The 24,463-nt window shown below is 69.2% G+C and carries 21 protein-coding genes and 1 pseudogene; 5 read left to right on the top strand and 17 right to left on the bottom strand.

Annotated features, from left to right (window positions below; translation table 11 throughout):
* Positions 1 to 3 precede the first annotated feature (3 nt).
* The 8 genes from ACIRG5_RS39945 to ACIRG5_RS39910 all read right to left on the bottom strand — a co-directional run bounded on the left by ACIRG5_RS39945 (position 4) and on the right by ACIRG5_RS39910 (position 9,241).
* The gene (locus ACIRG5_RS39945) at positions 4 to 777 is read right to left on the bottom strand and encodes an SGNH/GDSL hydrolase family protein (RefSeq protein ID WP_402915033.1); all 774 of its coding nucleotides are present in this window, start codon (positions 775 to 777) and stop codon (positions 4 to 6) included.
* A 53-nt stretch (positions 778 to 830) separates the two neighbouring features.
* The gene (locus ACIRG5_RS39940; RefSeq protein ID WP_402915031.1) at positions 831 to 1,841 is read right to left on the bottom strand and encodes a hypothetical protein; all 1,011 of its coding nucleotides are present in this window, start codon (positions 1,839 to 1,841) and stop codon (positions 831 to 833) included.
* A gap of 446 nt (positions 1,842 to 2,287) precedes the next feature.
* A complete protein-coding gene (aspS, locus tag ACIRG5_RS39935; protein WP_402915029.1) occupies positions 2,288 to 4,099 on the bottom strand; it encodes an aspartate--tRNA ligase in 1,812 nt (603 codons plus the stop codon).
* Positions 4,100 to 4,165: 66 nt separating this feature from the next.
* Positions 4,166 to 4,540, bottom strand: coding sequence for a hypothetical protein (locus ACIRG5_RS39930; protein WP_402915027.1), 375 nt, complete (start codon positions 4,538 to 4,540; stop codon positions 4,166 to 4,168).
* A gap of 5 nt (positions 4,541 to 4,545) precedes the next feature.
* Positions 4,546 to 5,577, bottom strand: coding sequence for a HEAT repeat domain-containing protein (locus ACIRG5_RS39925; protein ID WP_402915025.1), 1,032 nt, complete (start codon positions 5,575 to 5,577; stop codon positions 4,546 to 4,548).
* A gap of 60 nt (positions 5,578 to 5,637) precedes the next feature.
* Positions 5,638 to 6,807, bottom strand: coding sequence for a S8 family peptidase (locus ACIRG5_RS39920; RefSeq protein WP_402915023.1), 1,170 nt, complete (start codon positions 6,805 to 6,807; stop codon positions 5,638 to 5,640).
* 120 nt (positions 6,808 to 6,927) lie between these two features.
* The gene (locus tag ACIRG5_RS39915) at positions 6,928 to 8,001 is read right to left on the bottom strand and encodes a S8 family peptidase (RefSeq protein WP_402915021.1); all 1,074 of its coding nucleotides are present in this window, start codon (positions 7,999 to 8,001) and stop codon (positions 6,928 to 6,930) included.
* A gap of 79 nt (positions 8,002 to 8,080) precedes the next feature.
* Positions 8,081 to 9,241 (bottom strand): S8 family peptidase, encoded by a 1,161-nt coding sequence (locus ACIRG5_RS39910; protein WP_402915018.1) that lies wholly within the window; start codon positions 9,239 to 9,241, stop codon positions 8,081 to 8,083.
* Positions 9,242 to 9,422: 181 nt separating this feature from the next.
* Between ACIRG5_RS39910 and ACIRG5_RS39905 the strand changes: the two genes are divergently transcribed.
* On the top strand, positions 9,423 to 10,328 hold the full coding sequence (locus tag ACIRG5_RS39905; protein ID WP_402915016.1) for a hypothetical protein: 906 nt from the start codon (positions 9,423 to 9,425) through the stop codon (positions 10,326 to 10,328).
* Here the strand turns inward: ACIRG5_RS39905 and ACIRG5_RS39900 are convergent.
* The 8 genes and pseudogenes from ACIRG5_RS39900 to ACIRG5_RS39865 all read right to left on the bottom strand — a co-directional run bounded on the left by ACIRG5_RS39900 (position 10,268) and on the right by ACIRG5_RS39865 (position 19,533).
* Entirely contained in the window at positions 10,268 to 11,071 is an 804-nt protein-coding gene (locus tag ACIRG5_RS39900) for an alpha/beta fold hydrolase (RefSeq protein ID WP_402915014.1), read from the bottom strand. The genes ACIRG5_RS39905 and ACIRG5_RS39900 overlap by 61 nt on opposite strands.
* A 13-nt stretch (positions 11,072 to 11,084) precedes the next feature.
* Complete coding sequence (locus tag ACIRG5_RS39895; RefSeq protein WP_402915012.1) at positions 11,085 to 12,224, bottom strand: acyl-CoA dehydrogenase family protein; 1,140 nt, start codon at positions 12,222 to 12,224, stop codon at positions 11,085 to 11,087.
* Positions 12,225 to 12,226: 2 nt separating this feature from the next.
* Complete coding sequence (locus ACIRG5_RS39890) at positions 12,227 to 14,068, bottom strand: acetyl/propionyl/methylcrotonyl-CoA carboxylase subunit alpha (protein WP_402915009.1); 1,842 nt, start codon at positions 14,066 to 14,068, stop codon at positions 12,227 to 12,229.
* Positions 14,069 to 14,087: 19 nt separating this feature from the next.
* Positions 14,088 to 15,638: an acyl-CoA carboxylase subunit beta gene (locus ACIRG5_RS39885; RefSeq protein WP_402915007.1), complete on the bottom strand. Its 1,551-nt coding sequence runs from the start codon at positions 15,636 to 15,638 to the stop codon at positions 14,088 to 14,090.
* Entirely contained in the window at positions 15,638 to 16,750 is a 1,113-nt protein-coding gene (locus ACIRG5_RS39880) for an acyl-CoA dehydrogenase family protein (protein ID WP_402915004.1), read from the bottom strand. The genes ACIRG5_RS39885 and ACIRG5_RS39880 overlap by 1 nt, the downstream gene beginning before the upstream one ends.
* Positions 16,747 to 18,227: pseudogene (locus tag ACIRG5_RS39875) on the bottom strand (acyclic terpene utilization AtuA family protein). The gene ACIRG5_RS39880 and the pseudogene ACIRG5_RS39875 overlap by 4 nt, the downstream one beginning before the upstream one ends.
* 47 nt (positions 18,228 to 18,274) lie before the next feature.
* Positions 18,275 to 19,009 (bottom strand): TIGR03084 family metal-binding protein, encoded by a 735-nt coding sequence (locus tag ACIRG5_RS39870; RefSeq protein ID WP_402915002.1) that lies wholly within the window; start codon positions 19,007 to 19,009, stop codon positions 18,275 to 18,277.
* The gene (locus ACIRG5_RS39865) at positions 19,006 to 19,533 is read right to left on the bottom strand and encodes a TetR/AcrR family transcriptional regulator (RefSeq protein ID WP_402915159.1); all 528 of its coding nucleotides are present in this window, start codon (positions 19,531 to 19,533) and stop codon (positions 19,006 to 19,008) included. The genes ACIRG5_RS39870 and ACIRG5_RS39865 overlap by 4 nt, the downstream gene beginning before the upstream one ends.
* Positions 19,534 to 19,659: 126 nt before the next feature.
* On the opposite strand from ACIRG5_RS39865, the gene ACIRG5_RS39860 reads away from it, so the two are divergent.
* Together ACIRG5_RS39860 and ACIRG5_RS39855 are read left to right on the top strand one after the other, a co-directional pair.
* Positions 19,660 to 20,391: a putative protein N(5)-glutamine methyltransferase gene (locus tag ACIRG5_RS39860; RefSeq protein WP_402914999.1), complete on the top strand. Its 732-nt coding sequence runs from the start codon at positions 19,660 to 19,662 to the stop codon at positions 20,389 to 20,391.
* A 19-nt stretch (positions 20,392 to 20,410) separates the two neighbouring features.
* Positions 20,411 to 20,758: a nuclear transport factor 2 family protein gene (locus ACIRG5_RS39855; protein ID WP_402914997.1), complete on the top strand. Its 348-nt coding sequence runs from the start codon at positions 20,411 to 20,413 to the stop codon at positions 20,756 to 20,758.
* 48 nt (positions 20,759 to 20,806) lie between these two features.
* On the opposite strand, the gene ACIRG5_RS39850 is transcribed toward ACIRG5_RS39855, so the two are convergent.
* Positions 20,807 to 22,801 carry an intein-containing Rv2578c family radical SAM protein gene (locus ACIRG5_RS39850; protein ID WP_402914994.1) on the bottom strand — a complete coding sequence of 665 codons (1,995 nt, stop codon included), beginning with the start codon at positions 22,799 to 22,801 and terminating at the stop codon, positions 20,807 to 20,809.
* Between the two features lie 26 nt (positions 22,802 to 22,827).
* Between ACIRG5_RS39850 and pnuC the strand changes: the two genes are divergently transcribed.
* Entirely contained in the window at positions 22,828 to 23,397 is a 570-nt protein-coding gene (gene pnuC / locus ACIRG5_RS39845; protein WP_402914991.1) for a nicotinamide riboside transporter PnuC, read from the top strand.
* Positions 23,394 to 24,455, top strand: a complete 1,062-nt coding sequence (locus ACIRG5_RS39840; protein ID WP_402914989.1) for an AAA family ATPase — start codon at positions 23,394 to 23,396, stop codon at positions 24,453 to 24,455. Before pnuC ends, ACIRG5_RS39840 begins: the two co-directional genes overlap by 4 nt.
* Positions 24,456 to 24,463: the final 8 nt, after the last annotated feature.

The following is a 24,463-nucleotide window of genomic DNA, read 5'->3' as shown; positions in this document are numbered from 1 at the left end:
ACCTCAGAGACGGCCGGTGTCGGCGGGGAGAACTTCCCCCGGCACCGGCCCGATCGCTTCGCCCGGCTCGGCGGCCCACAGCAGTGGAAGCAGATCGGCTCCGCGCTTCCACAGCCACGGAACACCTTTGAGCATCAGCCACGCCACGTGGTGCCACACCGTGAGCTCGCGGCCGCCGGAGCACTCCAGGCTGACCTCGCCGAACTGGAGTCCAACTGCGCGCAGTTCAGCCGCGAACGCCCGCGCCAGCATGCGATGACCCCGTTCGGACGGGTGCAGCCGGTCGACGGCCCACGTGTCCAGCTCGTAGGCGCCGGGCATCGTGTGCAGGTCGACGCACCGCACACCGTGCCGCGCGACGACGACGTCGACCACGCGGTTGTACTCGTCGATGCGGTCCTTGAGCACCCGCCGCAACCGGCCCGGCAGCTTGAACACGCGGCCCTGGTCGTGGAACCGCACGGTGACGACGGCGACCCCGGCCGCGGTCAGCTCACGGCACACGTGGTCGAGGTCCTCGTACATCCGCCGCACGGAGAAGTCGGACCGCAGCGTGTCGTTCACGCCGGCGATGACGACGGCGGCGCTGGGCCTGTTCCGCAACGCCCGCGGCAGCTGGACGCGCCGGACGTCGGCCAGCCGGGCACCGGAGACGGCGTGGTTGCGATAGCCGTTGTCCGAGTAGGCGGACGAGAGGATCGGGCCGAAGCCACGCCATCCGCCGGGCACGAGGTCGCCGATCCCGACCGCTGTCGAGTCACCTAGTAACACCAGCACGCGGTTCAGGATCAGCTGGCCCGGTGAGCCGGGAATGGCCGTGCGGGAACGGTTCAGCGAAATGCTGGGTAAAGCGGGAGTTCGAGCACCTCAGGGCCGTAGCGGTCGGCCAGTGCCCCGATCACCGCGTCGGCGTGCGACGCGACCGTCTTCTCGCCCAGCAGCAACGCGTCGGACCTCAGCCGCATCCACCGGCCGGTCAGCACGACGCTGCGCGGCGGAGCGTTGACAACGTTGGGCATGGGCTTGGAAAGCGCTCGCCACGTCGCGAGCCACACCCACAGCAACTGGGCTTCCAGCAGCCGCGGTAAGAACACCGCGTCGTCGTCCATCTCGGGCCACACCGACCCGACCTCTGCCCGCCAGGCGGCGACCATGGCCTCGGACATCCCCGGCGGCAGACCCCAGCCGCACCAGCAGGACGGGAACGGCACGCGCAGCGCGGCGGCGTCGAACACGATGTCGCGGACGCAGCCGCCCTCGAAGTCGACGAACCGGACGCCGCGCGAGGTGACCAGGTGGTTGTCAGGGCAGGAAGTCGACGGGCTGAACGCGCGCCGCCGTGAGGTGCTGAACGCCCGCGCGGACTCGGCGGCGAACTCGATGGCCTGCGTGGACGTGCCGACGCCCAGGGTGGACTCCAGCAACGCCGGTAAGCCGACGATCGCCGCGTGCACGTCGACCGCGATCGGGTCCTGGCAGCACTGCGCGCCGGCCCGCCGCATCAACGCGTCGAAGTCCGCGTCACGGCCCGCCGTCGTGGCGTGCAGGCGGCCCATGGCGTGTGCCCACGAGAGCAGGCCACGTTCCGCGGCGCGCGCGTCCGGCGCGTGCAGCTTCTCGGACAGCCGCGGCGCACGGCCCAGGTCCTCCAGCACGACCAGACGCGCCGCCGCGTCGTGGGCGAAGAGTTCCGGGGTGGCGCGCTCTTCGGCCGGAAGCGCCGTGAGCAGCTGGTGGCTGACCGCCTCGTGTGCCCACGGGTCGCGGTCGCCGGTCCCTGCGGGATAGCGCTTCACGACCAGCGTGCGCGGCATGGAGAACGGCGAGGACGCGACTCTCACACGAATGACGACGGAACGACCGGTACCCCCGAGAGTCTCGGGGTCCGCGAGGCGCACCTGTGCGCCCAGTCTTTTGGTCAGTACGCGTTCAGCCGCCCCGACAGCGTCTGCGATCTCAGGTGAAGTCGTGTCGGGAGGGCCCGCGGTGATCTCCACGCTCATCCCCTCCGACCCTACTCCCCAAGTCCGTGAGCCGGACCGACGCTAATCGGGCCAGGCTGCGACCACCACTACTCGTTGATAACGGCTCGTGGTGTTTCCGGATCCCCCTCCGACGTGTGGACGTGTGGAAACACCTTCCGTTGCCCACTACGTGCCGATCAACCCGATCGATCGCCGCCCTTGGGTCAATACCGATCAAGTAGCTGCTCGATCGGGCGAACGGTTCTCATGTTCTGGGACGCGCGGAGGCATCCAGTGGGTTGCCTCCGCGCGCGAAAAGATCGTCAGGCCTTCTGCTCGGCCTTGTCGGCCGCCTTCTGCTCGGCCTTCTCCTGCGGCTTGGCGTCCACGCCGGCCTCCTTGCGCTGCAGCGCCGTGATGGGCGCGGGAGCGGCCGTCAGCGGGTCGTAGCCGCCGCCCGACTTCGGGAACGCGATGACCTCGCGGATCGAGTCGGCGCCCGCGAGCAGCATGCAGAGGCGGTCCCAGCCCAGGGCGATGCCGCCGTGGGGCGGGGCGCCGAACTTGAACGCGTCGAGCAGGAAGCCGAACTTCTCCTGCGCCTCCTCGGCACCGATGCCCATGACGTTGAACGCGCGCTGCTGCACGTCCGCGCGGTGGATACGAATCGAGCCACCGCCGAGCTCGTTGCCGTTGAGGATCACGTCGTAGGCGTAGGCCAGCGCGTTGCCCGGGTCGGACTCGAAGTTGTCGATCCACTCCGGGGTCGGCGAGGTGAACGCGTGGTGCAGCGCCGTCCAGTTGCCGCCACCGACCGCGACGTCGCCCGCGTCGAGCTTGTCGACCGACTCGAACATCGGGAAGTCGACGACCCACGCGAACGCCCAGGCGTTCTCGTCGATCAGGCCGACGCGGTGCGCGATCTCGACACGGGCCGCGCCCAGCAGGGCGCGCGCGTCACGCGGGTCGCCCGCGCCGAAGAAGATGCAGTCGCCCGCGTTGGCGCCGACGGCCTTCGCGAGACCCTCGCGCTCGGTGTCGGTCAGGTTCTTCGCGACCGGGCCGCCCAGCGTGCCGTCCTCCTGGACCAGCACGTAGGCGAGACCCTTGTGGCCGCGCTGCTTGGCGAACTCCTGCCACGCGTCGAGCGTGCGACGCGGCTGCGAGGCACCACCCGGCATGACGACGGCGCCGACGTACGGCGCCTGGAACACGCGGAACGTCGTGTCCTTGAAGTACTCGGTCAGGTCGGTGAGCTCGAGCTCGAAGCGCAGGTCCGGCTTGTCCGAGCCGTACTTCGCCATCGCGTCGGCGTAGGAGATCCGGCGGAACGGCAGCGGCAGCTCGACGTCCTTGGTCTCCTTCCAGATCGCGGCGAGCAGCTTCTCGGTCAGCGCGATGACGTCGTCCTGCTCGACGAAGCTCATCTCGATGTCGAGCTGGGTGAACTCCGGCTGGCGGTCGGCGCGGAAGTCCTCGTCCCGGTAGCAGCGCGCGATCTGGTAGTAGCGCTCCAGGCCACCGACCATGAGCAGCTGCTTGAACAGCTGCGGCGACTGCGGCAGCGCGTACCAGGAGCCGGGACGCAGTCGCGCCGGCACCAGGAAGTCACGCGCGCCCTCGGGGGTGGAGCGGGTCAGGGTCGGCGTCTCGATCTCGGAGAACTTCTCGCCGTGCAGCACCTCGCGGGCGATGCGGCTGACCTCGCTGCGCAGCCGGATGGCCTTGGCCGGGCCGGAGCGGCGCAGGTCGAGGTAGCGGTGCTTGAGGCGGGCCTCCTCGCCGGGCTCCACGTCGCTCTCGACCTGGAACGGCAGCGGCGCGGCCTCGTTGAGGACCTCGAGGTCGGTCACGTAGACCTCGATGGCGCCGGTGGAGAGGTCGGGGTTCTCGCTGCCCTCGGGACGCTTGCTCACGTCGCCGGTGACCTTGACGACGTACTCGCTGCGCAGCCGGTGCGCGCGCTCGGCCATCTCGCCCTCGCGGAACACGACCTGGGCCACACCGGAGGCGTCGCGAAGGTCGATGAAGATGACACCGCCGTGATCCCGCCGGCGAGCGACCCACCCGGTGAGGGTGACGGACTGCCCGGCGTGCTCGGCCCGGAGTGATCCGGCCTCGTGCGTGCGCAACACGGTGGTGGCTCCTTGTAGACGAAGTCAGCTTTGCCGTCAAGGCTAGCCGGAGCCACCGACAGATTTTCACGCAGGGCTTTCTCGCTGCGGAGATGATCTCTCCAGCACCGGTTTCGCCTTCGCCCAGGCCGCGTGCCACCCGGCGTCGACCTGCTCGGCGTCGCCCCACTCCGCGATCCGGTGGAGCAGGTCGAGCAGCCGCGCCCGCGGTGCCGGCGCGAGCGACGGCAGCACCTCCACGAGGAACGGCAGCACCGCCGTGGCGGCCCCGCACACGAACCCGCCCTCCTCGTGCACCGTCGAGTCCAGGTCGGTGATGGCCCGTGAGACCACCTCGGGATCGTCGGACAGCAGCGCCCGCACGTGACCGGGTGTGTCCAGCGCGGGGCCGCAGGCGTGGTCGACGGAGTGCCACGCGACGTCGTCCAGCCCGTCCAGCACCGGCCTCACCCCAGATCCAGCAGCACCGACGTGGCGAGCGTCGAGACCTTCTGCCCCAGCGACGTCACGCCGTGGTCGTGCACCCTCTCGGCGACGAGGTCCCGGTACTCCCGAGCCCTCGCGACGCCGGTCAGCCACACCGCGAACGCCCGGAGCCGCACGTCCGGATCGGCGATCCACACCGGCACGAACGGCACGACCAGCCCCACGTCGGTCGTGTCGCGTTCGAAGAGCCTGCGCAGGTGGTCGAGCGCTTCGGTCCGCCACGGCAGCACGTCCACCAGCGCCAGCACGAGGTCCATGCCGTCGAAGTCCTTGGGCCCCACCAGCCAGAGCACGTGCTCCAGCACCTCTTCGTAGCCCATCTCGAACGACCCGGTGGCCAGGAACAGCTCCAGGTCCCCGGTCAGCGCGCGCAGGATCACGTCGGCGTCGGGCCGGGTCGCCGCGGACACGAGCATCCGCGCGAGCGGTTCGTCGTCCGCGACCGTCAGCTCCCGCAACCACGAGGCCGCCGTCTCGTCACCCCGCCCGGCGAACTCCGTGGCGACGATCACGACGCACAACCGCGTGGCCGGATCGACCTCCTCCTCCCACCGCCGGGACAGGGCGGGTAGCACGAGGGCACTGTCCCCGAGCCCTTTCCCCAGCATGAACAACACGCCCCGCCGCACCGCCGCCGAGCTGTGGTCGAGCAGGGCGAGCAACGCCGGTTTCGACGCCTCCCAGGCGGGTGACCAGCTCGGGTCGACGCCGTCGGAACCGCTGCCTCCGGCGACCGCGATCGCGCCGCACAGGTTCTCCAGCAGCCAGTCACGGCTCGGGGTGTTGTCGTGGGCGACGAGTTCCAGCAGGAACGGCCACGCCGCCGCGGTCGCCTCGCTGACCTCGGACTCGTCCCCGGTCAGGTGGCGCACCAGCTCCTCGTGCGGCTCGACGGACGTCCGGGCCTGCCTCAACAGCCTGGGAAGGTCGTCGGCGAACCCGTCGTGGCTCCGCAACCGGTACCAGTCGATCTTCTTCAGGCCGTCCACCATGGACCCAACAATAGGAAAAGGGCCGCGACCGAGGTCGCGGCCCTTCACTCGGTGCTCAGCTCACGCGGTCGGCGCGAGGTACAGCAGGCGGTTCGGCGAACCGGAACCCGGGTTCGTCACCTTCGACGGCGTCGACTGCGCGACCAGGTACGAGGCGACCTGGGCCGGCGTGGCCGTCTTGTTCGTCGAGAGGTAGCGAGCGGCGGCACCCGCGACGTGCGGGGTGGCCATCGACGTGCCCGAGATGCTGTTGGTGGCCGTGTCGGACGTGTTCCACGCCGAGGTGATGGCCGAGCCCGGCGCGAAGATGTCCAGCACCGAACCGAAGTTCGAGTAGGACGCGCGGGCGTCGGTGCGCTCGGTGGCGCCGACGGTGATCGCCTCGGTCACGCGGGCCGGGGAGAACGTGGACGCGTTGGCGTTGGAGTTGCCCGCCGCCACGGCGAACGTGACGCCCTTGGCGATGGCGTTGCGCACGGCCGTGTCGAGCGTGGCGTTGGCGCCACCGCCCAGCGACAGGTTGGCGACGGCCGGCTTGACGGCGTTGGCGCCCACCCAGTCGATGCCGGCCGCGACGCCCGCGAGGGTGCCGGAGCCTGCGTTGTCGAGCACGCGGACGGCGACGATCTTCGCGGCCTTCGCGACGCCGTACTGCGAGCCCGCGATGGTGCCGGCGACGTGCGTGCCGTGGCCGTTGCCGTCCTGCGCGACGTTGTCGTTGTCCACGAAGTCACGGCCGTTCGAGGCGCGGCCCCCGAACGTCGAGTGGCTGATGCGGACACCGGTGTCGATGACGTACGCCGTCACGCCCGCACCGGTCGAGGTGTAGCTGTAGGACTGGTTGAGCGGCAGGTTGCGCTGGTCGATGCGGTCGAGACCCCAGGACGGCGGGTTGGCCTGCGTGGCCTGCGTGTGGACGACCTGGTCGGCCTCCACGAACTCGACCGACGGGTCGGCCGCGAGGCGCTTGGCCTGCTTCTCGGTGAGCTTCACGTTGAAGCCGCCGAAGGTCTTGTACTCGCGCTCGACCGTGCCGCCGAAGCGGGAAGCGAGGGCGTGCCCGTTCGCCTTGCCCTCCTTCAGCTTCACGATGAAGCTGCCGGCGATCTTCTCGGGTGCGTTGAGCGACAACACCTCGCCTTCCGCGGCGGAGGCGTTGGGAACCATCAGAACCGACATGGCGAGAGTCGCCGCGCCGGCACCGGCCAGGAACCGGATCTTTCGCGTCATGATGTCGCTTTCCGTTCTTTGCAGGGGAACGAAGCGCTTTCGACGTTATGGAGAGATCCGGTTCCTGCCAAGGGTGTCTTAGGGTTTAAGACGGGCTTGCATCGCCGGACAATTCACCTTTCACAGGGATGGCGGCCAGTAAAGGATACGAGTGACGGGTGGCGTCCCCGGAGTGCCCGTGGTAACCAGCGCGCGCTCGACCTGCGCGGGCGTGGCGGCGCGGTTGCGTTCCAGGAACCTGGCAGCGACGCCGGCCGCGTGCGGTGCGGCCATGGACGAACCGCTCAGCGTGTTGGTCGCCGTGTCGGAAGTGTTCCAGGCGGAGGGAATGCTCACGCCCGGCGCCCAGATGTCCACTAGGGGCCCGAAGTTGGACGACGAGGCCTTGGTGTCGGTCGGCGTCAACGCGCCCACGCAGATCGCCTGCGAAACCCGTTGCGGCGACGAGTTCCCCGGATCGGTGTTGCTGCCTCCGGCCGCGACCGTGTACGAGACGCCGGAGTCGATGGACTTCTTCACCGCCGTGTCCAGTGCCGCGGAAGCGCTGCCGCCCAACGACATGTTGGCCACCGCGGGCTTCACGGCGTTGCTCGTCACCCAGTCGACGCCCGCGATGACGCCGGAGATCGTGCCGGAGCCGGACCCGTTCAACACCCGCACACCCCACACAGTCGCGTGCTTCGCGACGCCGTACCTGGTGCCTGCCGCGATGCCGGCCACGTGCGTGCCGTGGCCGTTGTCGTCCTGCGCGATCGCGTCGTTGTCGACGGTGTCCCAGCCGTTGCGAGCGCGGCCGCCGAAGTCCGCGTGCGTCACGCGAAGACCGGTGTCGATCACGTAGATGTTCACGCCACGGCCGGTGGTCGTGTACTCGTAGCGCTGGTCGAGCGGCAACGCGCGCTGGTCGATCCGGTCCAGCCCCCAGGGCGGGTCGAGCTGGACGCTGTTGGCGTGCACGATCCCGTCACGCTCCACAGAGGACACGTTCGGGTCGGCCTTCAGCGCGCGGAGCTGCGCCGATGTCAGCCGGGCGCTGAAACCGTTCAGAACACTGGTGTACCGGTGCTCCACGGCACCGCTGAAGGACGACACAGCGCCGTCCTTCAGCACGACGATGTACGACGACGTGGCCGCGGACGCCGGGGCGACCACGACCGTTGCCGCGAGGGCGGCGACTGCCAGCAGGGCTCTCACGGGCAGACTTCCTTTCGTTCGCAGGGAAAACGGCCCCGGCTCACAGGGAGCCGGGGCCGCACATCCGAAGTGGCCGCGATCAGCTGGTCGGCGGCCAGTACAGGAGCCTCGTGGTCGTGTTCGCTCCGGGGTTGGTCACCTTGCCGTTGGTGGCGTTGGAGGTGATCGCGGTCGCCACCTGCGCGGGCGTCACGTTGAAGTTGCCCTGCAGGTAGCGGGCCACCACGCCGGCGACGTGCGGCGACGCCATCGAGGTGCCGGAGATGGTGTTCGTGGCCGTGTCGCTGGTGTTCCACGCGGACGTGATGCCACCGCCGGGCGCGAAGACGTCCACCACGGGGCCGTAGTTGGAGAACGAGGAGCGGGCGTCCGTGCGCTCGGTGGAGCCCACGGTCAACGCCGCCGCCACACGCGCGGGCGAGGTGTTCGCCGCGTTGGTGTTGGAGTTGCCCGCCGCGACCGCGAACGTCACGCCGCGCGTGATCGCGCCCGAGACGGCGTTGTCGAGCGAGGTGTTGGCGCCGCCGCCGAGCGACATGTTGGCGACAGCGGGCTTGACGTGGTTGGACGCCACCCAGTTGACGCCCGCGACGACACCGGCGATGGTGCCGGAGCCCGAGTTGTTCAGCACGCGGACGGCGATGATGTTCGCCTGCTTCGCCACACCGTGCAGCGTGCCCGCGACGGTGCCGGCGACGTGCGTGCCGTGACCGTTGCCGTCCTGCGCGACGGCGTCGTTGTCCACGAAGTCGTAGCCGTTGCGAGCCCGGCCGCCGAAGTCGCGGTGCGTGATGCGGACACCGGTGTCGACGATGTAAGCGTTCACGCCGGAGCCGGTGCTGTTGTAGGTGTAGCGCTGGTCGAGGGGCAGGTTGCGCTGGTCGATCCGGTCGAGGCCCCACGACGGCGGGTTGACCTGCGTGGCCTGGGTGCTGACGACCTGGTCGCGTTCCACGTACTCGACGGAGGGGTCAGCGGCGAGTCTGCGCGCCTGCCCGTCGCTCATCTTGACCGAGAAGCCCTGGAAGACGGTGTCGTAGACGTACCCGACCTGGCCGCCGAACCGGGAACCGAGAGTCTGCGCGCTCGCGGTGACCCCGCCGTCCTTCAACTTGACGATGAAGCTGCCCGCGATGTTCTCACCTGGTGACACCCGGATCTCGCCCACCGCGGCCATCGCGGGTGCCGCGAACGCCGCGATCATGACCGCCGAGCCGAGCAGAGTTGCGGTCTTGCGCATTGTGTAGTCCTGTTCGTCGCAGGGATGCTCAGGAACCCAATCGGGGCGTATTGGCGGCGTAATAGTCCCGAGATCTGAACCTGCCGAGTTTCGAACCCGGACAAAACCGCCGATCGGCTGTACCGCGCTCCCTTTGCTGCCGATAGCCTTCCGACCTTGACTCCGTGAAACCGGAGGAGCGATGCTCACGATTTACCCACCGCGCGAGGAGCTCGCCGACCTTCTCGTGACGGGTCCGTTCGCGGACGCGTTGCGGGTCGCGATCCAGGTGCGGGGACTCAGTCTGGAACGGCTGCAGCACCGCCTGAAAGTGCGGGGCGCGCCGATCAGCGTGACGGCGCTGAGCTACTGGCAGTCGGGTCGGCGCAGACCCGAGCGGCCCGAGTCGCTGATGGCGCTCGCGCAGCTGGAGAACGTCCTCGGGCTGCAGGACACCGCCCTGAGCCGCCTGCTGGGCCCGCCGCGGCCGCGTGGCCGTTCGCGCAGGCGGGAGCCGTCGTCGCGGGCGCCGTGGGACGGTTCCGGCCTGCTGCTGACCGCCCAGCACGACCGGGTCGACGTCGCGCCCTGCGGTGGTGTGCGCGGTGTCCGCTCACGGCAGGTCCTGCAGGCCAGTTCCGCCAATGTGGACCGCTGGATCCTGTGCCAGGAAACAGGTTCCGCGCAGCCCGCGCTCACCGCCGTCCGTTCCTGCCGGGTCGGCCGGATCGCGCGGGAACGCACGAACGGCGTGCTCGTCGCGGAGCTGTTGTTCGACGAACCGATCTCCGCCGGCGAGTCGATCGCGATCGAGTACGAATTGATCTATCCACGTCCGACCGTCGAGCACATGCATTTCCGGCGTTTCGGAGAGCGCGTCCACGACTACGTCCTGGAGATCAAATTCCCGGCCGAGTCCCCGCCCGCGTCCTGCGAGCAATTCGCTTCCGGCCCGGCGGGAACGGAAATGCCCGGCGGCACCCGCCCGGCCCCCGTGGACGAAGGGGGCTACGCGCACGCCGCCGCGCTCGACTTCGGCCCTGGTCTTTACGGAATGCGCTGGACCGCCGCCACGAACGCCTCGGGGTCGTCCACCCAGGGGAAGTGACCGGCGCCGGACTGCACGACCAGCGTCGCGCGCGGGAACAGCTTCGCGTACTCCTGCGCACGGTTCGGCGGCAACGCCACGTCGTACTCGCCCGCGACCAGAAGTGTTGGCACGTCGAGATTCCCGAGCTCCTCGCGGACCTGATGCGGATCGAACGCGCCTTCCGCGTAGTACTCCTGGGCGGCCTCGGGGTTGCGCGGGTGGTCGTCCAGCGCCCGCGCCGCGTCGTCCCAGCGGCCGTGAAAGAACGGGCTGATCTTCGCGAACGCCTCTGGCGTCACGTTGCCAGCCCAGATCTCCTCGAACCCCTTGATCGCCTCGGCGTACCAGGGCTCACCGCCGCGCCGCAGCGCGATCTCCCTGCGGTCGTCGTCGGTGACGTCGATGCCGACGACCCGCGGGCTCGGTGCGACGAGGAGGAGTTCCTTGACGTGCTGCGGAAACCGCGTCGCGTACAGGATCGCGAGGGCGGCGCCCGCGGAGTGGCCGAGCAGCCTGATCTGATCGAGCCCGAGGTGCCGGCGCAACGCCTCCACGTCGCCGACCTGAAGATCGACGCGGTAGGCCGCGGCCTTCTCCGAGTCGCCGGTGCCGCGCAGGTCGAGCCTGATCACGTCGTCCAGCGGCAGTCCGCCCAGGTACGACGACGCCTGCATCGGCCCGCCGGGCAGGCAGATCAACGGATCGCCGGCCTCGCCGTGGTAGACGAGGCCGACGCCGTCTGAAGTGCTGAAAGTCCCCATGCGGGGCAGTGTGTCAGTAGGACCGGGGCAACTTCAGCGAGTTTTGCGCGACGAAGTTGAGGACCATCTCCCGCGACACGGGCGCGATGCGGGACAGCCGGGACATGCCAAGCATCGACGCCAGCCCGAACTCGGAGCTCAGCCCGTTGCCGCCGTGCGTCTGGATGGCCTGGTCGACGGCCGCCGCGATCGCCTCGCCCGCCGCGTACTTGGCCATGTTCGCGGCCTCGCCAGACTCCTTGTCGCGGCCGGAGTCGTAGAGCGCGGCCGCCTTCTGCGTCATCAGCCTGGCCAGCTCGATCTCGATGTGGATCTTCGCCAGGGGGTGCGAGAGGCCCTGGTGCGCGCCGATCGGACGGTCCCAGACCTGACGCTGCCCGGCGTACGACACCGCCTTGCCGATCGCCAGCCGCGCCGACCCGGTGGCCATGCTCGCGCCCATGATCCGCTCGGGGTTGAGACCGGCGAAGACCTGCAGCAGCCCCTGGTCCGGCGAGCCCACGACGGCGTCGGACGGCAGCCGGACGTCGTCGAAGAACAGGGTGAACTGCTTCTCCGGCGCCACGAGGTCCATCTCGATCTGGTGGTGGGTGAAGCCCTCGGAGTTCGTCGGCACGACCACGAGCACCGGCCCGGTCGCCTGGATCGCGACCACCAGCACGGCGTCGACCTCGTCGATGCCGGAGATGTACGTCTTGGTGCCCTTGAGGATCCAGTCGTCACCGTCGCGCCGGACGTGCGTCTTCAGCTTGTGCGAGTTGGACCCCGCGTCCGGCTCGGTGATCGCGAACGCCATCTTCAGCGTGCCGTCCGCGAAACCGGGCAGCCACTTCGACTTCTGCTCGTCCGTGCCGAACCGGGCGATCACCGTGGCACAGATCGCCGGCGACACCACCATGAGCAGCAACGGACATCCCGCCGCCGCCAGCTCCTCGCACACCGCCGCGAGGTCACCGATGCCACCGCCACCGCCGCCGTACTCCTCGGGCACGGCCACGCCGAGGTAGCCGAGCTTGCCGGCCTCCTCCCACAGCTCGGTGGTCTTCTCCCCCGCGCGGGACTTGGCGATGAAGTAGTCGTGGCCGTACTTGGCGCCGAACTCGGAGACTGCCTTGCGCAGCGCGATCCGCTCATCGGACTCGACGAAGCTCACGATCAGTCTCCACTCTCTTCGGCTACCACTGCCAGGACATCTCCGGCGTTGACCTGCTGGGCTTGCTCGACAAGGAGTTCGGTGACGGTGCCCGCGTTGTTCGCGAGCACGCGGTGTTCCATCTTCATGGCCTCCAGCACCAGGAGTTCGGCACCGGCCTCGACCACATCGCCCTGCTGAACGCTCACCCTGACCACGGTGCCGGGCATCGGCGCGATGGTGGCGCCCGGCGCGAGCTTCGTCTCCGGTTCGGGAAAGCGCGGCACGACCTTCAACGACAGGGACCCGCGCGGCGAGTCCACCTCGACCAGATCGCCGTAGCGGGCGACGTGGAACGGGGTCCGCACCCCGTCCAGATCCAGCGCGATCACGCCGGTAGTCGCCTGCGCGGGGTCGTACTCGACCTCGACGAGCTCCTCACCGACCAGGAACTTCGCCTTCGGCCGCTGCGACCGCACGTTGCGCCAGCCGAGCGGCAGGTGCCCGATCCTCCTGCTCGCCGCCTGAGCCAGAGCTGCCGCACGCGCAAACGGTTGCGGGTCAACGTTTCGGCTGAAGTCGTGCTCGGTCAGGAACCCGGTGTGCGTGTCACCGTTGAGGAACGCCTCGTTCCCGAGGACGTCCACGAGCAGTGCGCGGTTCGTGACCAGGCCGTGGATCTGGGCGCTCTCCAACGCCGTGGCGAGCTTGCGGGCGGCCGCCCGGCGCGTCGGGGCGTACGCGATCACCTTGGCCAGCATGGGGTCGTAGTGCACGGAGACCACGGACCCGTCCTCGACGCCGCTGTCGAGCCGGACGTCGCCGGGCACGTGGAACCGGTGCAGCGTGCCGCTCGCCGGGCGCCAGTCGTTCGCCGGATCCTCGGCGTAGAGCCGGACCTCGATCGCGTGCCCGCGCGGCTGCGGCACGTCCGCCGGCAGTCGAGCGCCCTCGGCGATCCGGAGCTGCCACTCGACCAGGTCCACGCCGTGCACGAGCTCGGTGACGGGGTGCTCGACCTGCAGCCGGGTGTTGACCTCCAGGAAGTGGAAGTCCTCGCCCTTCAGCATGAACTCGACGGTGCCCGCGCCGACGTACCCGATCGACTCGGCGGCCGCCGTCGCCGCGGCGAACAAACGCTTGCGCACGTCGTCGGTGACCGCCGGGCTGGGCGACTCCTCGACGATCTTCTGGTGCCGCCGCTGGATCGAGCACTCGCGTTCGCCGAGCGCCCAGACCGTGCCGTGCGTGTCGGCGAGGATCTGCACCTCGACGTGCCGCGCGTGCTCCAGCAACGGCTCGCAGAACACCGTGGGATCACCGAACGCCGACTCGGCCTCGCGCCGCGCACTCGCCAGTGCGTCCGCGAACCCGGCCTTCTCGCGCACGATCCGCATGCCCCGGCCACCACCACCGGCCGACGCCTTGATCAGCACCGGGAACTCCGTGACGGTCTCCGGGTCCAGTTCGGGCAACGTCGGCACGCCCGCGGCGGCCATCCGCTTCTTCGCGGCGACCTTGGAGCCCATCGCCTCGATGGAGTCCGGTTCCGGCCCGACCCAGGTGAGGCCTGCCGCCTGGACCTTGCGCGCGAAGTCCGCGTTCTCGCTCAGGAACCCGTAACCGGGGTGGACGGCGTCCGCACCGGCCTTCGTCGCCGCCTCGACGAGCAGGCCGGCACGCAGGTAGGTCTCGGTGGGCGACGCACCGGGCAACCGCACCGCGAAGTCGGCCTCGCGGACGTGCGGCGAATCGGCGTCCGGGTCGGAGAACACCGCGACCGTGCGAATTCCGTTGTCCTGGCACGTGCGGATGATCCGGCGGGCGATCTCGCCGCGGTTGGCGATCAGGAGGGTCTTGATCACGGTGCTCATTTTTCTGGGCTCACATCCGGAAGACGCCGAAGCCGTCGGCGCCCTTGATCGGTCCGCTGTGGACAGCGGAGAGGCAGAGGGCGAGCACGGTCCTGGTGTCGCGCGGATCGATCACGCCGTCGTCGTAGAGCTTCCCGGACAGGAACGGCGCGAGCGACTGCTCCTCGATCTGCGCCTCCACCATCTTGCGCATGGCGGCGTCGTGCTCCTCGTTGTACTCCTGCCCCTTGGCCATCGCGGCCTGCCGTCCGACGATCGACAGCACACCCGCGAGCTGCGCGGGCCCCATCACCGCCGACTTGGCGTTGGGCCAGGTGAACAGGAAGCGAGGGTCGTAGGCCCGGCCGCACATGCCGTAGTTGCCGGCGCCGTACGAGGCGCCCATCGTGATCGTCAGGTGCGGCACCCGGCTGTTGGAGACAGCGTTGATCATCATCGAGCCGTGCTTGACGATGCCGCCCTGCTCGTACTGGGCACCGACCATGTAGCCGGTGGTGTTCTGCAGGAAGACCAAGGGCGTGTCGCTCTGGTTGGCCAGCTGGATGAACTGCGTCGCCTTCTGCGACTCCTCGCTGAACAGCACGCCGCGCGCGTTGGCGAGGATGCCGACCGGGTAGCCGTGGACGCGGGCCCACCCGGTGACGAGGCTGTTGCCGTACAACGGCTTGAACTCGTCGAAGTGCGACCCGTCGACGAGCCGCGCGATGACGTCCCGCGGGTCGAACGGCACGCGCTGGTCCTCGGACACGACGTCCAGGATGCTGTCGGCGTCGAACTTCGGCTCCTCGATCGCGGCCGGTTCCGGTCCGAGCTTGCGCCAGTTCAGCCGCGCGACGACCCGGCGGGCCAGCCGGATCGCGTCGGTCTCGTCCTCGGCCACGAAGTCCGCGAGCCCGGACGTGGCGCCGTGCATGGTCGCGCCGCCCAGCGACTCGTCGTCGGAGTCCTCCCCGGTCGCCATCTTGACCAGCGGCGGACCACCCAGGAACACCTTGGAGCGGTCCTTGATCATGATCACGTAGTCGGACATGCCGGGCACGTACGCGCCGCCGGCCGTCGCGTTGCCGAACACCGCCGTGATCGTCGGGATGCCCGCCGCCGACAACCGGGTCAGGTCGCGGAACGCCCGGCCGCCGGGGATGAAGATCTCGCTCTGCGTCGGCAGGTCCGCGCCGCCCGACTCGACCAGGCTGACCAGCGGCAGCCGGTTCTGCAACGCGATGTCGTTGGCCCGCAACGACTTGCGCAGCGTGTACGGATTCGACGAGCCGCCGCGCACCGTCGGGTCGTTCGCGACGATCACGCACTCGACGCCTTCGATCCGCCCGATGCCCGTGACGACCGACGCGCCGACCGGGAAGTCGGTGCCCCACGCGGCGAGCGGCGACAGCTCCAGGAACGGGCTGTCCTCGTCGATGAGCAGCTCGACCCGTTCACGGGCGAGGAGCTTGCCGCGCTTGTGGTGCCGCTCGACGTACTTCGGCCCACCGCCCGCGAGCGCTTTGGCGTGCTCGGCGTCCAGCCCCGCGATCTTCGCGAGCAGCGCCTCCCTGTTGCCCATCAGGCGAACCCCAATCGTCGTGCCGCGAGCTCGGTCATCACTTCACTCGCCCCGCCCCCGATGCCGAGGATGCGGGCGTCCCGGTAGTGACGCTCCACTTCGGACTCCCGCATGTAGCCCATGCCTCCGTGCAACTGCACCGCTTCGTCGACCACCTCGGAACAGGCGTCCACGGCGGCGTTCTTCGCGAAGCAGACCTCGGTCACGCAGTCCTCGCCGCGGTCGATCCGCGCCGCGACCTCGCGCGTGTACGTCCGCGCCAGGTCGATCTTCTGCGCCATGTGCGCGAGCTTGTGGCGCACCACCTGGTTCTTGATCAGCGGTTTGCCGAACGTCTCGCGGTTGCGCGTCCACTCGACGGTCAGGTCCAACGCCCGTTGCGCCGTCGCGTACGCCTCGACCGCCATGGTCACGCGCTCGACCTGGAACTGCTGCATGATCAGCGCGAACCCCTGGTTCTCCTCGCCGACCAGGTTCGCCACCGGCACGCGCACGTCGTCGAAGTGCAGTTCGGCGGTGTCGCTGCAGTGCCAGCCCATCTTGTCGAGCCTGCGCCGGGTGAACCCGTCCTCGATCACCAGCAGCGAGATGCCCTGGTAGCCCTCGCCGCCGGTCCGCACCGCGGTCGTCACGAAGTCCGCGCGGCAGCCCGAGGTGATGAACGTCTTCTCGCCGTTGACGACGTAGTGATCGCCGTCCCTGACCGCCCTGGTCCTGATCGCCGCGACATCGGACCCGGCGCCGGGCTCGGTGACCGCGAGGCTGCCGATCTTCTCGCCCCGGATCGCGGGCTTCGCGAACCGTTCGATCAGATCGTCGTTCTTCGACTGCCAGATGTGCGGGATCGCGATGCCGAGCGTGAACAGCGCGGCCATCACACCGGACGACCCGCCGTTCTGGATGATCTCCTCGGTCAGCGCCACCGAGTCGAGCAGGTCACCGTGCTCGAACCCGATGCCGAGCAGGTCGAGTTCCGCCGCCTTCTTGTGCAGCTCGCGCGGAACCTCGCCGTCGCGTTCCCACTGGCCGATATGCGGCGCGATCTCCTTGCGGGTGAAGTCGCGGACGAGTGCCCTGAGTTCTTTCCGCTCGTACAGGTCCTTCGTGATCACAGGAGCTCCTCGGGGATCTCGACAACCCTTCCGCGCAACCACTCGCCCAGCGCCTTCGCCTGCGGGTCGAACCGCGTGCTGCTCGCCACCCCGTCGCCGAGCAGGCCGTGCAGCACGAAGTTGAGCGCCTTGAGGTTCGGCAGCTCGTACCTGCTGACGTTCTGGGCCTCCGGCAGCAGCTCCTTCAGCTTCTCGGTGGTGAGAAACCCGTTGAGCCACTCGAAAGCTTCTTCGGTGCGAACCCACACGCCGAGGTTCGCGTCCCCGCCCTTGTCGCCGCTGCGCGCGCCGGCGATCGTTCCCAGTGGCCGCTTCACAGCAACACCGCCTTGGCACTGACCTCGTCACGGTTCACGTACGCGGCCCGGTAGACCCCGAACGGCGTCCCGTCACCGGGCGGCGCCGTCACGTGGAACCCGGGATAGCTCGCGAGCGCCAGCTCGATCGCGGCCCGGCTGAACCCCTTGGCCCGCTGGGGATCCGGCGTCTTGATCGTGACGTGCAGCAACGCGCTCGCCTGCTCCTCGGTGGCCGCGTCCGGCTGATCAGTCCTGGCCAGGGTCCACGTCAGCCCTTCCTCACCGATGGCGTCGTGGAGCTGCCGCCGGACGAGCTCGGCCTTGGCGTCGACGTCCAGTCCGGTGAGGACGAACGTCGTGGAGTTCCTGAACCCGCCCAACGTGTTCAGGCAGACCTTCAAGGTGTCCGGTGGCGGACTCCCCTTGACACCACTGATCCTGACGCCGCGCTCGTGCTCGCTGAGCCGGATCGTGTCGAAGTGCGTGGTGACGTCCGGCCCCAGGTACTCCGGCGCCCCGATCTCGTACAACAGTTGCGCCGTAACGGTGTCCGTGGTGACCGCGCCGCCCGTGCCGTCGTGCTTGGTGATCAGGCACGACCCGTCCTCGTCGATCTCCGCGATCGGAAACCCCGGCCGGGTCACGTCGATCTCGGTGAAGAACGAGTAGTTGCCGCCCGTGGCCTGCGTCCCGCACTCCAGCACGTGCCCGGCGACCGTGGCTCCCGCGAGCCGATCCCAGTCGTCGCGCGCCCACCCGAAGTGCGCCGCGGCAGGCCCGACCACCAGACTCGCGTCCGTGACGCGCCCGGTGACCACGACCTGCGCCCCCTGGTTCAGGCACTCGGCGATCTCCCACGCGCCCAGATAGGCGTTGGCGGTCAGGGCTTCCGGGAACCGCGCCTTGAGATCGTCCCCGGTGACGTACCCGACCTTGACTCCGAGGTCACTGAGCTTGCGCGCGAGGCCCTCGGGGTTGAGCCCGCCGGCGTTGACGACGATCTTGACGCCTTGGTCGAGCGCCAGCGCCAGGCAGTCCTCCATCTGCCGCAGGAACGTCTTCGCGTACCCCAGCGACGAGTCCTTCATCCGGTCGCGGCCGAGGATGAGCATGGTCAGCTCGGCGAGGTAGTCACCGGTCAGGACGTCGAGGTGGCCACCTTCGAGCTGCTCCCGCATCGCGGAGAGCCGATCGCCGTAGAACCCGGACGCGTTGCCGATCCTGATCACCGGCCACCACCGGGCGGCCCCGCGAACGCCTGCGCGATCGGCACCCACTCCTCCGCGACCGGGCCGGAGGCCTCGATCGCGAGCTCCTTGCGGTTGCGCCGCTGCGTCACCAGCCACGCGAAGTCCAGCGCCGGCCCGGAAACCCGGTTCTCGGCGTCCTCAGGCCCCCAGGTCCACGACTCCCCGCCCGGCCCGGTCAGCTCCACCCGCACCTCGGCTGTGGGCGCCGCCAACCCGTTGAGCAGGAACGCGAACCCCATGGTCCGCACCCCGATGTGGCACACGTGCCGGATCCGCGCGGTCGGTTCCCGCACCACGCCGAGCGCGTCCGCGACGTCCTGCCCGTGCGCCCAGGTCTCCATGATCCGCGCGGTCGCCATCGAGGCGGGGCTCATCGGCGGCCCGAACCACAGGATCTTCCCGGAGGCCTGGGCGAGGTGCTCCAGCAACGACTTCCGGCTGTCCCGCCACAACTCCAGCAGGTCCGGCAGCACCGCGGCCTCCGCCGCCGTCCGGTCGACGATGTCGGCGGTCAGCGGCTGCGCCTGGAACGCCTCGGGGTCGGTGATGGCGAGGACCGACGCCCTGTCCGTCCACATGAGATGGCCGATCTGGTGCCCGACCGTCCAGCCCTCGGCGGGAGTCGGCACCGACCAGTCGTCCGCCGCCGACACGATCTCGTCGAGCGAGCGCGACTCGGCGTCGAGATCGGCCAGCAGTTCGGTGATCACAGCTGTTCCTCCAGCATCCGCGCCCAGTAACGCACCACGTGCGCCCGGCGCTTGGCGTCGTCGGCGAGCTGGTTGGCGAGCGCCAGCCCGCGCACGAGATCAAGGGTTGCCTGCACCGCGTCCTTCACACCCGGCCTGGTGTCGTCGACGTCGAGCAGTTCCAGCGCCAGCCCGTACACCTCGCGGCCCAGCCGTGCCTGCAGCTCCAGCACCTGCTCGCGCAGCTCCGGATCGGTGCGCGCGGCCACCCACAGCTCCAGGGCCGCGGTGAACAGGTCGCTGGCGTGGAAGTCCGCGATCAGCTCCACCACGGCGTGCGTGGTCTTCTCGGCGATCTCCGCGCGCCGTTTGAGCACCTCGACGCTCTCCGCGCCCACGTGCTCCACGGCCGCCGCCACCAGCTCACCGCGCGTGCGGAAGTGGTGCAGCTGAGCGCCGCGCGACACCCCGGCGCGTTCGGCCACCTCGGTCGTCGTCGTGCCTGACCAGCCGCGTTCCACCAGACACTCGACGGTCGCCTCCATCAGCTTCCGCTTGGTCTCGCGGCTGCGGTCGGCCTGGCGCTGCCTCGTCTCCACGCTCCCGAGTGTTCCGCCGAACAAACAAACAGTCAAGCCTGCTTGTAAATGCCGCTGCTAGCGTCCGGCGCGATGAGCATCGTGGAACGACTGCGGGCCGCCGGCTGCGTTTTCGCCGAGGAAGAGGCCGCACTACTGGAAGAAGCCGCCCGCGACGAGCAGCACCTCGAAGAGCTGATCAGGCAGCGGGTCGACGGGCTGCCGCTGGAGCACGCCGTCGGCTGGGCGATGTTCTGCGGGCAACGGATCGTGGTCACGAAGGGCGTCTTCGTCCCGCGCCACCGCACCGAACTGCTGGTGGACCTGGCCACCGACCTGAAGCCCGGCCTGGTCGTCGACCTGTGCTGCGGATCAGGCGCGGTCGGCGCGGTGCTGCACCACCGACTGCCGGCCGCCACCGTCTACGCCGCCGACATCGACCCCGTGGCCGTGGCGTGCGCGCGCCAGAACCTCACGAACGTGTTCGAGGGCGACCTGTTCGACGCCCTGCCCACGCACCTCAAGGGCCACATCGACGTCGTGGTCGCCAACGTGCCGTACGTGCCGACCGACGACATCCGGTTCATGCCCACCGAAGCCCGTGACCACGAGGCACGGGTGGCGCTCGACGGCGGCGTGGACGGTCTTGAGGTGATGCGGCGCGTGGCAGTGCAGGCAGCGACCTGGCTGCGCCCCGGCGGGCACCTGATGAGCGAGACCAGCGAACGCCAGGCACCGGCCGCACTCCAGGCCTTCACCGCCGCAGGACTCGACGCCAAGCTCGTGACCAGCGAGGACACCACCGCGGTGGTCGGCAGCGCCTAAGTTCCGTACAATGTACGGTATGGCGTACGACGAGGTCATGCAGTGGTTTGCGAAGTGGGACGAGCTCGCGGTCAAGGGCGACGTCGAGGCGATGGCCGACATGGCCCTGTTCCCGATCAACACGGTCACCGACGGCTCGGCCACGTCGTGGGACCGCGAGACGTTCCTGAAGGAGATGGGGGCACAGCTGGGCGGTGACGTGCAGATGGAGTCCACCAGGACGCCGCACTTCATCAACGACAACCTGGTCTTCGTCATCACGGACGGCACGATCAACGGGATGACGGTCCGCTACGGCGACCTGCTCACGAGGGTCGACGGCGAGTGGAAGTTCCAGACGATGGCCCAGGGCGGCTGGGCCGAGTAGACCGCGCGAAGGACACCCTGGGGAAGAGGGTGCTCCTCACGCTGAAGTTCACAGCAGGGTGAGTTGTTCCTGATCCACGCGCGGCGCCGGCACACCCACCGGCAGGCTGCCGTCGGGCCACACGCCGTCGTCGTCACCGGGCACACCGGTGACGGCCTCGGTGGGACGCCCGCGCGGCACCAGGCCGTGCTTCTCGATCAACGGCACGACCCGCGCCGCGAGCCGGGCGCGATACCGCTTGTCCACATAGGACCCGCGTCCGTAGAGATACCGGTACGTCTCGACGAGATCCGGGTGTTCGCGGCGAAGCCAGGCAGCGAACCACTCCTTGGCCCCAGGGCGCAGGTGCAACGGCAGCACGGTCACGCCAGTGGCTCCGGCGGCCGCGATCTGCTCCAGCAGGAAGTCGAGCTGCTCGACGGAATCCGTCAGCTCGGGCAGCACCGGGGCCACGAACACCCCGCACGGTAAGCCCGCCTCCCGCACCTTCCGCACCAGATCGAGCCGAGCGGCGGGCGTCGGCGTGCCGGGCTCCAGCGACTTGTGCAGATCCCGGTCCATCAACGCCAGCGACACCGCGATCCCGACCGGCACGACCTGCGCGGCGGCCGACAACAGCGGCAGGTCCCGTGCCAGCAGCGTGCCCTTCGTCAGGATCGAGAAGGGCGTGCGGGAGGCGGTCAGCGCCTCGATGATCCCTGGCATCAAGGCGTACCGCCCCTCCGCCCGCTGGTACGGATCGGTGTTCGTGCCCAGCGCCACGTGCTCTTGCTTCCACCTCGAGGAACGCAACTGGCGCGACAGCACCTCCCCCGCGTTGACCTTGACGATGAGCTGGTTGTCGAAGTCCTTGCCGGTGTCGAGGTCCAGATAGGAGTGGGTCTTGCGCGCGAAGCAGTTGTGGGACACCACTCCGTTGGCGATGAAGTCCGCGGTGCCGGTCGAGATGTCGTAGAGCGTCATCTCCCCCAGCGGCTCCACGGACACGACGCCGAGCGGCTGCTGCGACTTGATCGCCACGCCGTCGATGTCGCGCTTGCGGGTGATCGCCGGGTCGACGGTGTGGAAGAAGCGCAGGTTCTCCCGCAGTCCTCCGCGTAACCGCACGACCCGCACGCCACGACGGCGACGCAGTTCCTCGATCGCGAAGTCGAAGTCGAAGTGCTTGAGCGCCAAGCAGATCGCTTCCAGAACGGTGGCGTTGCGCGTCGACATCCGCAGGATGCTGCGCGAGCAGGTCCCGAGGTAGTCGAACGCGCCGGCCAGGAATCCCTTGAGCCAGTCGGGGTTCGGGGCTATCTGCCAGTGCGCGAGCTCGCGCACTTGGGGCAGAAATCCCCTCCCTTCTCGCACACCGAAGTAGTCGAGATACTCCCGGGTGCGGTCCATGGCCTCGATGTCGGCCGCGGGGATGCGGATCTCGTGCTCGTCGTCCACCATGCCGCGCAGGTAGCCGCGGCGGTAGTCGTCGGTCACGGCGGGCTGCTCGACGAAAGCCCCCGTGCCCATCAGCTTGTTGCCGGTCGTGAGGTGCGGACGACGGCCAGTGCCCGCCGTTTCACCTGTCACGTGCTTCCAGCCGCGGTCGGTCAGGAAGCGGTGGTCACCCGAGGCGACCACGGAGGTGCCGTCCTCCAGCGTCAACCGGTACGCGATCTTGCGCGTCTCCCAGTGCGCCAGCACGGTCGTGAGTTTGTAGCGCCGGTAGTTGCCGACCAGTTCGGTGCCGTAGATCTCATCGCCCTCCCGGATCTCGGACAACGGCTTGGTGCGGCCGTTGCCCATGAGGATCGGCGTGTCACCGGCCAGGCAGTAGGTGCAGGCGTGTGAGCAGCCGCGATACGGGTTGACCGTCCACGAGAAGGGCAGCGACGAACCCGGCACTCCGTTGAGCACGGATTTGGCGCGGACCTCGTGGAACACCACGTCCGCGAACTCAGGAGTTCGTACGCTGCGCACCAGTCCCGGTAGCCCCGGTAGCGCCTGCTGCGGCTCTGCCTCGAGTTTCTGTCCGTCCCATCGCACACCTCGATTCGAACACATGTTCGAACAGCGGTCAAGGAGCGCACGTGTCACCCGAAAAGGTTGTCGAGATCGCGGGCTTCATCACCGGAGCACTCTGCGTGTGGCTCGTGGCCAGGCAAAACGCCTGGAACTGGCCCATCGGCATCGCCAACAACATCGCGTTCTTCGTGCTGTTCTGGGGCAGCGGCCTGTACGCCGACTCCGGGCTCCAGGTCGTCTACGTCGTTCTCGCCGTCTACGGCTGGTGGGCGTGGCTGCGCGGCGGCGACCAGCACAGCACGCTGCACGTCAGCCGCACGACGACGCCGCAGTGGATCTGGCTCGCGGTCGCCGGCGTGCTCGGAACCGGACTGCTGCACTGGGTCCTGACCACGTTCACCGAGTCGACCGTGCCCTTCTGGGACGCCGTCACGACGGTGTTGTCGCTGCTCGCGACCTGGGGGCAGGCCCGCAAGAAGATCGAGTGCTGGTGGCTGTGGATCGCCGCCGACGTGATCTACGTGCCGCTCTACGCGTACAAGGAGCTCTATCTGACGGCAGTGTTGTACGTGGGGTTCATGGTGTTGTGCGTGATCGGGCTGCGTAACTGGATGAAGGACGAGGTGCGCGTGTGAAGGAGTTCGAACACGCCCTCGTGCTCGGCAAGTTCTACCCGCCGCACAACGGGCATCACCACCTCATCGAGACGGCGGCCTCTCGGAGCGTTCGCACGACCGTCACGGTGCTGGCGGCCTCGCACGAGACCCTCCCTCTCGAACACCGCGTGCGCTGGCTGACCGAGACGCACGCCGCGACTCCGGGCGTGCGGATCATCGGCGACCTCGACGACCACCCGATGGACTTCGACTCCGACGAGATCTGGGACCTGCACGTCGCACTGACGCGCGCGGTCCTGGCCAGGCGGGCGATCGCGGACGGGGACCCGTCGAAAGCCCCGGTCGACGTCGTGTTCTCCAGCGAGAAGTACGGCGACGAACTGGCCGAACGGCTCGGCGCGCGGCACGTGCTCGTCGACCTCGACCGCCTCACGCACCCGGTCTCCGGCACGGCGATGCGGACCGATCCCGTCGCGAACTGGCACCACCTTGCTCCGTCGACCCAGCGCGGCCTCGGCTGGAAGGTCGTGGTCGTCGGCGCCGAGAGCACGGGCACGACGACACTGTCCACACAGCTCGCTGAGCACTTCAAAGCGCCGTGGATCCCCGAGTACGGCCGCGAACACACCGAGCACAAACTCACCGCCGCACGATCGTTCGATCCGCACGCCACCGTGGACAGTCTGGTGTGGACGCTGGGCGACTTCGAAGACGTTGCGCACGAGCAGGAACGCCGCATCCAGGCCGAGACCGCACCGCTGGTCGTCGCGGACAACGACGCGTTCGCCGCGACCGTCTGGGGCGAGCGCTACCTGGGTTTCCGGCCGGAACTCTTCCTCGGCACCGAACCGGACCTGTACCTGCTGACCGACCACGTCGGCGTTCCGTTCGAACAGGACGGCTGGCGTGACGGCGAACACCTCCGCGAGTGGATGACGGGCCTGTTCGAACGCGAGCTCACGCGGCGCGGCGTGCCGTGGCTCAAGCTCACCGAGGACAGGTTCGCGTCAGCCGTCACGGCCGTCGAACATCTCATGAGGCAGGATGTCGCGCGTGGGTCACGGTCACGGGCATAGCCATGCGC

The sequence above is a fragment of the Lentzea sp. NPDC102401 genome, assembly GCF_044765805.1.
In the GTDB taxonomy this organism is placed as follows: domain Bacteria; phylum Actinomycetota; class Actinomycetes; order Mycobacteriales; family Pseudonocardiaceae; genus Lentzea; species Lentzea sokolovensis.
This window is presented reverse-complemented; position numbering and strand designations above follow the sequence as displayed.

Bases quoted from the DNA above. Each gene is read 5' to 3' on its own strand.
- ACIRG5_RS39885 (WP_402915007.1), bottom strand. From the start codon at position 15,638: ATGGGCAACAGGGAGGCGCTGCTCGCGAAGATCGCGGGGCTGGACGCC.
- ACIRG5_RS39925 (WP_402915025.1), bottom strand. From the start codon at position 5,577: ATGGTGGACGGCCTGAAGAAGATCGACTGGTACCGGTTGCGGAGCCAC.
- ACIRG5_RS39855 (WP_402914997.1), top strand. From the start codon at position 20,411: ATGGCGTACGACGAGGTCATGCAGTGGTTTGCGAAGTGGGACGAGCTC.
- ACIRG5_RS39905 (WP_402915016.1), top strand. From the start codon at position 9,423: ATGCTCACGATTTACCCACCGCGCGAGGAGCTCGCCGACCTTCTCGTG.
- ACIRG5_RS39865 (WP_402915159.1), bottom strand. From the start codon at position 19,533: ATGGAGGCGACCGTCGAGTGTCTGGTGGAACGCGGCTGGTCAGGCACG.
- ACIRG5_RS39920 (WP_402915023.1), bottom strand. From the start codon at position 6,807: ATGACGCGAAAGATCCGGTTCCTGGCCGGTGCCGGCGCGGCGACTCTC.
- ACIRG5_RS39900 (WP_402915014.1), bottom strand. From the start codon at position 11,071: ATGGGGACTTTCAGCACTTCAGACGGCGTCGGCCTCGTCTACCACGGC.
- ACIRG5_RS39850 (WP_402914994.1), bottom strand. From the start codon at position 22,801: ATGTGTTCGAATCGAGGTGTGCGATGGGACGGACAGAAACTCGAGGCA.
- ACIRG5_RS39910 (WP_402915018.1), bottom strand. From the start codon at position 9,241: ATGCGCAAGACCGCAACTCTGCTCGGCTCGGCGGTCATGATCGCGGCG.
- ACIRG5_RS39860 (WP_402914999.1), top strand. From the start codon at position 19,660: ATGAGCATCGTGGAACGACTGCGGGCCGCCGGCTGCGTTTTCGCCGAG.